The sequence below is a fragment of the Rhodoglobus vestalii genome, from assembly GCF_006788895.1.
Lineage (GTDB): Bacteria > Actinomycetota > Actinomycetes > Actinomycetales > Microbacteriaceae > Rhodoglobus > Rhodoglobus vestalii.
Genome location: NZ_VFRA01000001.1, coordinates 539,963 through 551,493 on the forward strand (window position 1 = coordinate 539,963; position 11,531 = coordinate 551,493).

Here is an 11,531-nt window from a genome sequence, read left to right on the forward strand (position 1 = left end):
GCACTGGGGGTGGATGCTGCCCTCAGCGGCGAGTTTCGAGTACCGAATCTGCCTCGCGGCGAGCCCACCCCTCGGCGTCGTGCAGCGCGTCCAAGCTCAAGTCTGTCGGTTCGTGGCGCTGCACAACCTCTTCGATCACATCCAGAATGTCTAGGTAGCCGATTACCCCCGCGTGGAAGGCGAGCACAGCCTGCTCATTGGCCGCGTTGAACACCGCAGGGAAGGTGCGCCCGGCGGCACCCACAGCCTTCGCCATCTCGACGGCAGGGAACACTTCGCTGTCGAGTGGCTCAAAGTTCCAGGTGCTTGACGTCGTCCAATCGAGCGGTTTACCGACACCAGAAACACGGTGCGGCCAATTGAGTGCGAGAGAAATCGGCAACCGCATATCGGCTGGGCTCGCCTGGGCAAGCGTGGATCCATCCACAAACTCCACCATCGAATGCACGATCGACTGCGGATGCACCGTGACAGCAATGCGGTCATAGGGCACACCGAAGAGCAAGTGTGCCTCGATCACCTCAAGACCCTTGTTGACGAGCGTCGACGAGTTTGTGGTGATCACAAGCCCCATGTTCCAGGTGGGGTGCGCGAGCGCCTGCTGCGGAGTGACATCGCGCAACGACTCTCGCGTGCGGCCACGAAAGGGGCCGCCGGATGCCGTCAACACCAGCCGACCAACTTCGGACCGTTCCCCCGACCTCAGTGCCTGCGCGATCGCCGAATGCTCGGAATCGACCGGCACGATCTGGCCTGGCGCCGCTCGCGACACGACCAAATCTCCGCCAACAATCAGACTCTCCTTGTTGGCCAAAGCCAACACCGCACCCGAATCGAGAGCCGCGAGCGTGGGCCCGAGCCCCACCGAACCCGTGATGCCGTTGAGAACAACATCGGCCGAAACATCCCGAACCAATTGGGCAGCCTGCTCAGCGCCGAACGCGATGTGCTGCACTCCGAATCGGGCGGCCTGCTCTTCAGCGAGCACACGATTGGATCCCGCAGCAAGACCCACTACCTCGAACTGATCACGATTGGCATCGATGACTTCGAGAGCCTGTGTGCCGATCGACCCGGTTGAGCCCAGCAGAATTATCTTGCGCATCCCGCTACCTTAGCGAGCCGTCGGGGCCAACAACCGCGACGAGCGGCCGTTAGCCGATGCCGAGAATATCGACTACAAAGACAATCGTGTCGGTGCCGGCGATTGCCGCACCCTCATTGCCTTTGTCGCCGTAACCCTCGCTCGGTGGGAGCACCGCCAGAATCTGAGAACCCACTGTTTGACCCTCTAGCGCGGCCTTGAACCCGGGAACGACCTGGCCAGTATTGAACCGTGATGGCTCTCCTCGGGCCCAACTCTCATCAAAGATTTCACCCGTCGTCCAATTCATCCCCACATAGTGGACGATCACATCGGAATTCTCTTCAACGGTGGCGCCATCGCCCTGTTTCAGAACTGCTACTTCCAGCTTCGAGGGAGGGTCAGTGGAGGGAATTGTGATCGTTGGTCGACCGTCATCATCGAGCTCAACCGTCGGCAGCCCGTCGACCGCCGGCTGGTCTTCACCGTCCGCGCGCGGAAGAGCTGGATCGGCGGGAGCGTCAACCGAAACGACATCAGCAACGAACACGATGTCGTCGTCGGCCGCGACACCGAGCTGCTCGCGAGCGGCATCATCGGCGAAGGACTCGGCCGGCGGAATCACTCCGATCACGCGCGAACCGGAGGTGGAGCACTGAATGGTTTTGACGATACCCACGAGAAACTGTTCAGGGTCGACCGGAAGCGGTGCAAGACCGGTTTCGTCGTAGGTGGTCGCGGAAAGCTCTTCACCCGTGGCACCGCTGTACAGGCTGAAGTGGACGTTTGCGATGGCGCCTTCGAGGGCAACCTGATCGCCGTCACCCTCAATTGCGACGGAACGTTCTGTCTCCGAGACAGCGGTAGGGAAGTCAATCTCGACGACCGGTTTAGTGCCAAAATCGCCACTGGCCGTGACAGCCTCCGATGCGGCGCCAGACTCTGCGGGCACGCAATCCGCTGACTGCTCAGCCGTTGAGGAGTCGGCGGGGGCACACGCGGCGAGAGACACCACAACGCCGAGGGTCAGAAAGAACGGAATCGCTTTACGCACAGGGACCTTTCACAGCAAAAACACGGACCTCTAATGCTGCCCCATCCTTGCTGTGTGTAGCGTGTGGAATCGCCCATTGGAGTTTGGTGTGCCGCCCAGCAGTGAGTCGCGAGTTAGTGCTCCACAATGATTCGCGGCTGGTGAAGCACCGGAAAATTGACGGATGCCGCGATGAAGCACTTCTTACTGGCCTCGGCGTGCGCATCCATGGCATCGCTTTCGTTCCCACCAGAGATCGTGACTACGGGCCGCAACGTCACCGACGTGAAGTGTCCGCCCCCATTATCGGTCTGCTTCATGGTGCCTGAAACTTCGTCGTGGTACGCGGTCACGACAATGCCGCGGCTCACAGCCACGTGCAGGTAGCTCAACATATGGCACTGGCTGAGAGCGGCGATCAGCAACTCCTCGGGGTTCCAGCGGTCAGCAGAACCGTGAAACACTCGCGCGCTCGAACCATCGATGCTGTGCTTTCCCTTCGCCGTGATCTCGTTGTGACGCGAGTACCCGCGATATTCTCGGGTGCCCTCTCCCAGGTTTCCCGACCATTCGAGTCGCACCTCAAAGTTATGGTCGATGTTCATGAGAGTCTCCTTTGCCGCTGCGTGGCCCCGGGCGGGGGAAAGCAGTGCACGGTTGCACTCCTTTACGCACCTCAACCGTAGCGTTCCCGCTAGCGTGAGATGGTGAACACCACCTCCCCTCGCCCTGCCACTGCCCTTACCATCGACGACACCGTTCAGCTCGCGGTGCTCGAACGGTCAGGGATGATCGAATCCCGCCACCTCGGGGCCGCGATCGTTCTTGCTCCTGACGGCAGTGAAATGCGCCGACTCGGCAATCCCCAGGCACTCGTTTATCCACGTTCCACCCTCAAACCAATGCAAGCCATCGCGGTCCTTCGCTCCGGAGTGACACTCACCGAAGAACAGCTGGTGCTTGCCAGCGCAAGCCACACGGGCAGCCACCGCCACCAGAGTGTCGTCTCATCAATTCTCGCGGCCTACGGGCTGACCTTCGGGGATCTGCGATGCCCACCCGACTGGCCCGCCGATTCAGAGGCGCGGCAGAGCGCTGATGCTCCGACCCGACTCGCCATGAACTGCTCCGGCAAACACGCGAGCTTCTTAGCGGCGTGCGTTGTCAATGATTGGCCCCGGGAAAGCTACCTCCACCACGACCATCCGTTACAGGTTCGAATTCGCGAAACCGTGGTCGAATTCACCAGCGTCGAGTTGGCCCATGAAGGTACCGATGGATGCGGTGCGCCGGTGTTTGCTATGAGCCTCGCCTCGTTGGCCACGGCAATCCAGCGCGTGGCAACCGCCACCGCCGATAGCGACCCCCACGCCCACGCTCTCGTCAGCGCAATTAGGGCGCACGCGTGGGGGCTCGATATGCCCCAGGTCGCCGAAGCCATGAATACCCTCGGGATCATTGCTAAGCGTGGAGCTGAGGGTGTTCTCATCGCGGCAGCCCCCGACGGCACCACGGTAACCCTGAAAGTGCTTGACGGCTCGATTCGCCCACTTCTTTCTGTGGGGTTGTCGCTTCTTTCGGAGGCCAGCGCAATCGATGCCGCGAAGGCTGCCGCCGTGATCGCGTCAACTACAGAGAAGGTTCTCGGCGGTGGCCACGGTGTCGGCGAGTTGCGCTACCAACTCTCCTCGACCCCATGAGGCATCGGCTGAGAGCTAGCCTTTGCCCGTGATGCGCCGAAACTCAGCATTGAACGCTTGGTCATCAGTGGAGTTGAGGCTTCGGAAGGTGCGCGCCATACTCATCGTCGTCTCGTCGGGAAAAATAAACTGATTCGATGCCAGCATGGGGTAACTTTGGCGCGCAACCTCGAGGGTTCCTGCCACCGGGCTGACCGTCTGAATCCATTGCACGACTTTCATTGCAATATCGGTCCGATAGTAGAAGTTGATCAACTGTTCAGCATTCTTTTTATGCTGCGCTCCCGCGGGAATGACCAGTGCATCGGTGAAGAAAGTTCCCCCCTCGTTGGGCAGGAGAAACTTGAACTTTTCGTATCCGGCTTCTGCATTCAAGATGACAACATCGCCCGCTCGTGCGAACCCCGCGATCACCTCGCCCGAAGCGAAAGCTTCCACGTAGTCACTGCCCATCACCTCAAAGATATGCTTCGAGGTAATGTGCTTGTCAAGGATCGCGCTGGCGGTGCGGTACTCGTCAATACCCCAGTCATCGGCTGAGATATCGATCCCTTCATTCATTAACAGCATGCCCATTGTGTGCCGCATTTCTGCAAGCACAACGACTTTGCCGAAGAGATCGTCGGCCCAGAGTTGGTCGACCGACTGAACACCCTGGGGGTACTCGTCGTTGTTCCATGCGAGTCCGATGAAACCGCTCTGCCACGGCATCGAGTATTCCCGATTGGGGTCGAATGCCGGGCTCGCAAACTCTTCTTTGAGGTTCGATTTATTGGGCATATTCGAGGCGTCAATTTTTTGTGCGTAGCCGAATCGGATGAGTCGGGCCGCCATCCATTCGCTGACGCAGACAATGTCAGCGCCGGTGGGCTTCCCCAAGGAAAGTTGATCCTTCATTGTGAGGTAAAAACCGACGTTATCTTGAACGATGGGACGGTAATCGACGCTGATTCCCGTTTGATCTTTAAAGGCGAGGAGCGATGTTGACGTTCCGTTGGGATCGCGGTCGATGTAGGAGGGCCAACTCGCCCAGACGAGCGAATTGTCGGTATCAGAAATGTCGATACCCCCCGATGCGCCCGGCCCAGCGCAGGCTGCCAACGCTAGCGCGGATACGCCGACCCCCGCGCTCTGTATCAGTCTTCGGCGGCTGAGCTGAGATTGCTGCGCCGGCAACTGCAGCCGCTGGATCGCCGAATCCTCAGAAATTGATCTCATTTCGGTTGCCCCCTCGCCCACCAACTACCCCGATGGTAGTGAGCGAAGTCCGGGCAGGTGTAGCCCCAGTTAGGAGGGGGAGAGAAAGTTAGTTCTAACCCTTCCCGGTAATACGCCGGAACTCAGCGTTGAAAGCCTGGTCATCAGTCGTGCTCAGGGTTCGGAAAACGCTGGCGCGAGACATTGCTGCCTCATCCGGGAACGTGAAAGGGTTTTCGGCAAGCGTCGGATAGTTCTCAATTGCGTATTCACGCGCGCCATCAACCGGGCTGACGCAACGAATCCATTCCACAACTTCTGTCGCAATTGCAGGGTCGTAGTAGAAGTTCATTAGCTCTTCAGCGTTGGTCTTGTGCTGAGCGCCGGCCGGGATCACCAGTGAATCGGTGAAGAACGTTCCGCGCGATCCCGGAAGCAAGAATGTGAACTTCTCATAGCCTGCTTGCGCATTCAGCACCGCGATATCTCCCGCACGAGCGAATCCGGCAAGCGCCTCGCCCGATTTCAACTTGGCGATGTAGTCACTACCAAAAACACCCAGAATGTGCTTTGACGTGAGGCGCTCTTCGAGCACTGCGCTGGCCGTGTTAAATTCTTCGATTCCCCAGTTCTCTGCGGAAATGTCGACCCCCTGGGCGAGTAAGAGCATCCCCATGGTGTGACGCATCTCTGCGAGCACGACGACTTTGCCTGTGAGATCGTCACTCCACAGTTGATCAACAGCCTCGAGACCGTTAGGGTATTCTTCCGCGTTCCAGGCGAGACCGATGAATCCACTTTGCCAAGGCAGAGAGTAGTCACGATTGGGGTCAAAGTCTGGGCTGGCGGGCCTCTCGGTGAGATTTGCCTTATTGGGGATGTTCTCCGAATCCAGCTTCTGGGCGTATCCAAATCTGATGAGGCGGGCTGCCATCCAGTCGCTGACAACAATGAGGTCGGCCCCTGTCGGCTTATCGAGAGCGAGCTGGTCTTTCATCGTCAGGTAAAAGCCGACGTTGTCTTTGATGATCTCGCGATACTCGACGCTGATGCCTGACGCTTCCTTGAACGCTTTCAACGTTGCGGATTGACCGCTGAGATCTTCGTCAAGGTACGAGGGCCAACTTGCCCAAATCAGTGACTTGTCACTTTCAGAAATATCACGTGTACCCGACCCGTCGGGCCCGGCGCAGGCCGCAAGCGCCAAAGCCGATACGCCAAGCCCCGCTCCCTGTATCAGCTGCCTCCGGCTGAGCTGGGACTGCTTCGCCTGCAACATGAGCTGTGGGATCGCCGAATGCTGCGCGGGTAATTTCATCAAGGTTTCTCCTTCGCCCCACCAAGTACCCCGATGGCAGTGAGCGCAGTTTGGGTGGTTATTGCCCCCGTCAGGAGAGGCTTTATGGGCGCTTGGTAATAATTCCATGTTTTCCGCACAAATTCGCCCCATTATTGTGCCCAATTCGGGTACCCCGCCGGTACGCTCTCGTTTATGAGAATTACCGTTCCGACCGAAGTTAAAAATAACGAATTCCGTGTCGCAATCACACCCTCAGGGGTGCACGACCTGGTTGCACATGGTCACGAGGTGCTCGTCCAGTCGGGCGCGGGCCTCGGCTCATCGATAACCGATGAGCAATACGTTGAGGCGGGTGCCACGCTTTCGCCGGATGCCGCAAGCACGTGGGCCGCAGCGGATGTGCTGCTTAAGGTGAAGGAACCTGTCGCCGCGGAGTACCAGTACTTTCGCGATGACCTCGTGCTCTTCACCTACCTGCACCTGGCTGCTGAACCAGAGTTGACGCATGCTCTGCTCGACGCGAAGGTCACGGCGATCGCCTACGAGACCGTTCAGCTTCCTTCGCGAGGCCTGCCACTTTTGGCCCCCATGAGTGAGGTCGCTGGCCGTCTGTCGACGATTGTCGGCGCCAACGTCATGCTTAAGCCCAATGGTGGCTCGGGAATGCTCGTGCCGGGAGTTCCCGGAACTCACCCAGCAGAGATCGTCGTTCTGGGTGGCGGCGTTGCCGGCACAAGTGCCATTTCGGTCGCGGTGGGGCTTGGCGCTCAGGTTACAGTGCTCGACACCAACATTCAGCGCTTGAGAGAGCTGGATGCCCTGTACGCGGGGCGGATCAAAACGATTGCCTCGAATGGTTTTGAGATCGAGCGTGCTCTTTTGACCGCTGATCTTGTAATCGGCTCGGTACTCATCCCCGGAGCTAAAGCGCCCAAACTCGTGAGCAATGACCTGGTGTCACGCATGAAGCCGGGCAGCGTTCTGGTTGATATTGCGGTGGATCAGGGCGGTTGTTTTGCAGATTCCCATCCCACGACGCACGCTGATCCAACGTTCATGGTGCACGGTTCGGTGTTCTACTGCGTTGCGAATATGCCCGGTGCGGTACCTAACACGTCTACGTACGCTCTGACTAACGCCACGATGCCGTACGTACGTGCGATCGCGAACCTTGGATGGCGTGCGGCCCTGTCTGCTGATCCCGCTCTCGCACTCGGCCTCAACACCTTTGCCGGTACTGTAGTCAATCGCAGCGTCGCAGACGCTCACGGCCTTGCCCAGTCACGCTTAGAGGATGCACTGCGCTACGGAGTTGCAACGCTGTCACGAGGTTGAGGTGGTTCGCTTAGTGTGGCATCCGCACTCTGTCTGACCTCCCTTCGGCTACTCTCCAGTAGTGCCCCGAGCCTGCGGCGAGTGGGGGCGGCAACTCGCGTGCGCGGGTGAGTTGTCGGTAGTCACTGGGCGTGCAACCGTCGAGGAGAACGGTTGTATGTGCTCTGAGGAGTGCCAGAGCCCCCCAGCGGGATTGCCATTCGTCCAGCGATCCGATGAGGGCAACGGGTTTTGTCGTGGCCGCGACCAGCAGTTCGCGTTCGGCGCCCGGCGCTCCCTCAAGGTTTCGCACCTGCCATCCTGCAGCGGTGAGCGCTGCCGCCGTCGCCCCCGGCCGGCTGGTGGCGATCGCCAGATTTTGGGTGCGTTTCAGTGTGACAACTACCGGCGGCCGCGCCACCGGTGGGCGGCTATCGCTGAGGGCGACTTGTGCGCGCACGCCTTTCCAGACCCCGCCGCCGGGTGGGAGGGATGGGTCAAAGTCGGCTGAGACTCCACCAGCGAGCACAAAATCTTGCCGGCTTCCGAGCCGCAGCCTCAATGTGTTCGGGATGAGCTGGACCAGTGACTGAAGTGCGGGAGTGATGCGCTGAGCACTCGCTACTATCCAGATGTTGTGCGCTGGTCCTTCACGCAACAGCCGGGTGAGCTTGTCAAGCACCGCGAGACGATAGTCGTCGTCGTAGCGAGAAACTAGTGCATCAAGGTCGTCAAGCATCAGGACCGTTCGACCATCTTCCTTATCCCCCGGCGCACTGCTGCCCGGCTCCGAGTGGTCGAGTTGAGAGTGCAACTCGGCAAGAACGTCCCAGAATGCTGTGGGCTCGGGCCCTCCGGCAATGATCAGTACGTCTTCTTCTGGGCTCGCAGCAGAGAATGTTGCGATCGCGACACTCTTTCCGCTGCCCGGGGCACCCACAATCAGCACGTTGCCATCCATGACTGGAGACCACTGGGCTAGGCCCCGTCGCTGTTCATCGGGCAGATCCGTGAGCCCGAAGAACACACTGTCGGTGCCCCGATCGGTGTGGATGTCCGTCGCACTCGGGTTCAGGTGCGGGCTGTGCGTGTGGTGCGGACTGCGCGCGTTATTACCCTGTGCAGTGTTTCTGGCTGCTGATGCCGTGTTGTTCGCTGCTGGTGCCGTGCTCATCTCGATGACGAGCCGGAGCGGTATGCGCTGCTCCAGCGGTTCACACCAGGGGCGGCGTTGGCTGTAATTGCCTGGCCACCGTTCGGCGACCGCGGTCGCGTCGTCGGGGGTGGCCAGCGCGAACTGCACGAGCTCCGCTGAGGATGAACCATGGGCAACCCACGCACGGCCTTTGGCGTTTGCGTGGAGTTCTGCCGCGCGGTCGCTACCGATGACCGCGGAACTGTCAGCACCGTTGTTGACGCGCAGTGAGATCCGAAGATCTGCGTTGGCCAGAAGGGCATCACGCACGACCCCCGACGGTCTCTGGGTACAGAGTATGAGGTGCACCCCCAACGAGCGACCGCGGGCCGCGATATCGCTAAAGAGCGTGTGAAGCTGCGGGTAGTCGGCCATCATCGCCGCGAATTCATCAATGACGATCACGAGGCGCGGAAGGGTCTCTAGTTCGGAAATATCGCGAGCACCCGCCTGCGCCAGCGCACGCTCTCTGTATTGCAATTCTGCCCGGAGACTGGCAAAAGCCCGATCGGCGGCAGCCTTGTCGAGGTCTGTGATGATGCCCACAGTGTGGGGAAGCTGGATAAGGTGATCGAAGGCCGACCCACCTTTGAAATCGACAAGGAGAAACGTGACGTCGCTGGGCGACGATTCCGCCGCCATTGCGAGAACCCATGCGATAAGCAGCTCGCTTTTGCCACTTCCGGTGGTGCCCCCGACAATGGCGTGCGGGCCGTGCGAGACGAGATCAATCATGATTGGACCGTGTGACCCCGCCGCCGGTCGGCTTTCAAGCGAGTGTGCTTGCGGAATATTCGGCTCAGAAACTGCCGCAAGTTGGGTCAGCAGTTCGTTGAACTGGAGTGACTCTGGCACCGCGCCATCGTTTGAGGCGAGGCCGTCCCTCGACGCAATCCCCTGCGCCACACGCGCCCAGCCGAGTGCTTGTTCGCGGCCAAGAAAGGAAGGATCAAACTTTCGTCGCTGGTGCTTGTCAGGGTGGCTCACAACGGCAATCTCATGGTCAGTGGCCCGAATAATAATCCGGTGACCGCTAGGCACCTGCTCTTGCCGCGAGACTACGCTGATTGACACGCACGGCAGATCCTCACCCAGCTGGCCCCAATGAACGCTAGCGCGCTCATGACTGCCGCCAACCGCATCGACGCCACCGTCAGAGCGCAACACTCGATGGGGCAAATGGGAGCCCCATCCTTCGGCACCGAACACTCCGCGTAGCCTTACCCAACTCGTGGTCGGAGAGAGAGCGCGAGCGAGCTGAATTGCCAGTGCCCGCGCAATCGACAGTGCGATCAGCTCGTTGCCAAATATTGCAATGCCGAGCCGGGCATTCACCGCGATCGAGGCGTTATGAAGGTGTGCAGCCCGTTCGGTGAGGTGCTGAAACTGTTCGTCAGTCGACGCGTCTGGGCGATCAGGAGCTGCCACTCCATCAATCACGAGATTGCTGCGAACACTGCCATACCCCAAATGTACGGGGAGAACATCGCGAGGCTCTCGCAGCCACCGCGCCGAATCGGTGTGCACATCTCGCACCACGATCAGTGCCGACGGAGTTCGTTCGGCAAGGTCAACACTTTCTCGACCGTGATAGGCGTCAATCGATAGTTGTGTCGCCGACACCTGCTGTGCGAAACGTGCGGCCTCCGCCCGCCGGTTCTTGCGGGCAGTGACGCGCGAATCAATGTAGCTTCCGGTGGCCGCTAGCGGACCCAACGCAGCAAAAATCAATGCAAACATTGATCCTGTTATCAACCAAATCGCCACCGACGCCACGATAGGCACCGTCGCCGCCACGACCGGAAACCGAAACGGTGGCGCCGGTTGCGGCGCACTGGGCAGAGTGATGCGCGAGTCGGTGATGCGCGCAATGGAGGCAGGAGCATCGGCGGCAGGAGCATCGGTGGCATGGGGGCCGGTGGAATGGGAGTCAGTCACAGGCCTACTCCACCAGCCACCGGCATCCCGCAATCTCGGTACCCGCAAGTCGTGGAGAGTCGGCACGAGCCCACCGTTGTGAGGGAGCCTAGTCCCTGTAGCTAGCTAACGATAAAGAACTGCTCACCAATCTCAATACGCGTACCCCGCACCACCCGGTAACGCGTTGCTGGGTCGCAGCGCACCGGCTGCCCGGCCGGCTCCCGCACAACAGTGCCGTTTCCCGAGTAGCGATCACCTATCCAAAACACGCCTGCCAGCTGACCAAACTCAAGATGAGTTTTGGACACAGACTTGCTGGGATCTGTGATCGCAACAATGACGTCGAAGTTTTCGGACGGCTCCGGCACCGGATTGCGGCCGACGAGACCTGTGCCCGTTACGATCACGCTCTCGCCGGTGCTGAACTGCAAAACGAAACGGGTTCCTCCACTGGAGCGTTCCACGATCCGAGTTTCCTCACTGTCTTCAGCATCGGACCGTAGCGGAGAAGGCGTGATGGGCAGAGAAGGCGTGATGGGCAGGGAGGGCGTGATGGGCGGCGGAATCGGCGGGCGCTCACCTGGCCCCACGCCGTGCTTCACGAAACCACAGTCACCGCAGAAAATGTCGGAATCCGACAGAAACCCGCCACACTGCCCACACACCGCATCGGCTGTGGTCGATGCTCCCGGAGGCGTTTGCCCAACCGATGGTGCGCTTCCTCGATCGTCACTTGACGGTTCGCGCATGTCAGCCCGACCAAGCGTGCTCAGGTCAGGCGCACCCAG

The 11,531-nt window shown here is 59.9% G+C and carries 9 protein-coding genes; 2 read left to right on the forward strand and 7 right to left on the reverse strand.

The window, feature by feature from the left end:
• Positions 1 to 22 precede the first annotated feature (22 nt).
• The 3 genes from FB472_RS02640 to FB472_RS02650 form a co-directional block, all read right to left on the reverse strand.
• Positions 23 to 1,105 (reverse strand): 1-deoxy-D-xylulose-5-phosphate reductoisomerase, encoded by a 1,083-nt coding sequence (locus tag FB472_RS02640; protein WP_141989537.1) that lies wholly within the window; start codon positions 1,103 to 1,105, stop codon positions 23 to 25.
• 49 nt (positions 1,106 to 1,154) lie between these two features.
• Positions 1,155 to 2,138: an FKBP-type peptidyl-prolyl cis-trans isomerase gene (locus FB472_RS02645; protein ID WP_141989538.1), complete on the reverse strand. Its 984-nt coding sequence runs from the start codon at positions 2,136 to 2,138 to the stop codon at positions 1,155 to 1,157.
• 113 nt (positions 2,139 to 2,251) lie between these two features.
• Entirely contained in the window at positions 2,252 to 2,722 is a 471-nt protein-coding gene (locus tag FB472_RS02650) for an OsmC family protein (RefSeq protein ID WP_141989539.1), read from the reverse strand.
• 102 nt (positions 2,723 to 2,824) lie between these two features.
• On the opposite strand from FB472_RS02650, the gene FB472_RS02655 reads away from it, so the two are divergent.
• The gene (locus FB472_RS02655; RefSeq protein ID WP_246078033.1) at positions 2,825 to 3,817 is read left to right on the forward strand and encodes an asparaginase; all 993 of its coding nucleotides are present in this window, start codon (positions 2,825 to 2,827) and stop codon (positions 3,815 to 3,817) included.
• A 15-nt stretch (positions 3,818 to 3,832) separates the two neighbouring features.
• Here FB472_RS02655 and FB472_RS02660 read toward each other — a convergent pair whose 3' ends face one another.
• Together FB472_RS02660 and FB472_RS02665 are read right to left on the reverse strand one after the other, a co-directional pair.
• Entirely contained in the window at positions 3,833 to 5,035 is a 1,203-nt protein-coding gene (locus FB472_RS02660) for an ABC transporter substrate-binding protein (protein ID WP_141989541.1), read from the reverse strand.
• A gap of 94 nt (positions 5,036 to 5,129) precedes the next feature.
• Positions 5,130 to 6,332 carry an ABC transporter substrate-binding protein gene (locus tag FB472_RS02665; RefSeq protein WP_141989542.1) on the reverse strand — a complete coding sequence of 401 codons (1,203 nt, stop codon included), beginning with the start codon at positions 6,330 to 6,332 and terminating at the stop codon, positions 5,130 to 5,132.
• A 174-nt stretch (positions 6,333 to 6,506) separates the two neighbouring features.
• Between FB472_RS02665 and ald the strand changes: the two genes are divergently transcribed.
• Complete coding sequence (gene ald, locus FB472_RS02670; RefSeq protein ID WP_141989543.1) at positions 6,507 to 7,649, forward strand: alanine dehydrogenase; 1,143 nt, start codon at positions 6,507 to 6,509, stop codon at positions 7,647 to 7,649.
• Between the two features lie 10 nt (positions 7,650 to 7,659).
• Here the strand turns inward: ald and FB472_RS02675 are convergent, their stop codons facing one another.
• Both FB472_RS02675 and FB472_RS14295 read right to left on the reverse strand, forming a co-directional pair.
• Positions 7,660 to 10,761: an FtsK/SpoIIIE domain-containing protein gene (locus FB472_RS02675; RefSeq protein ID WP_246078035.1), complete on the reverse strand. Its 3,102-nt coding sequence runs from the start codon at positions 10,759 to 10,761 to the stop codon at positions 7,660 to 7,662.
• Positions 10,762 to 10,862: 101 nt separating this feature from the next.
• Positions 10,863 to 11,345, reverse strand: a complete 483-nt coding sequence (locus tag FB472_RS14295; RefSeq protein ID WP_246078037.1) for an FHA domain-containing protein — start codon at positions 11,343 to 11,345, stop codon at positions 10,863 to 10,865.
• Positions 11,346 to 11,531: the final 186 nt, after the last annotated feature.

Coding starts and splice junctions, on each gene's coding strand:
- FB472_RS02640 (WP_141989537.1), bottom strand. CDS start 1,105: ATGCGCAAGATAATTCTGCTGGGCTCAACCGGGTCGATCGGCACACAG.
- FB472_RS02650 (WP_141989539.1), bottom strand. CDS start 2,722: ATGAACATCGACCATAACTTTGAGGTGCGACTCGAATGGTCGGGAAAC.
- FB472_RS02660 (WP_141989541.1), bottom strand. CDS start 5,035: ATGAGATCAATTTCTGAGGATTCGGCGATCCAGCGGCTGCAGTTGCCG.
- FB472_RS02665 (WP_141989542.1), bottom strand. CDS start 6,332: ATGAAATTACCCGCGCAGCATTCGGCGATCCCACAGCTCATGTTGCAG.
- ald (WP_141989543.1), top strand. CDS start 6,507: ATGAGAATTACCGTTCCGACCGAAGTTAAAAATAACGAATTCCGTGTC.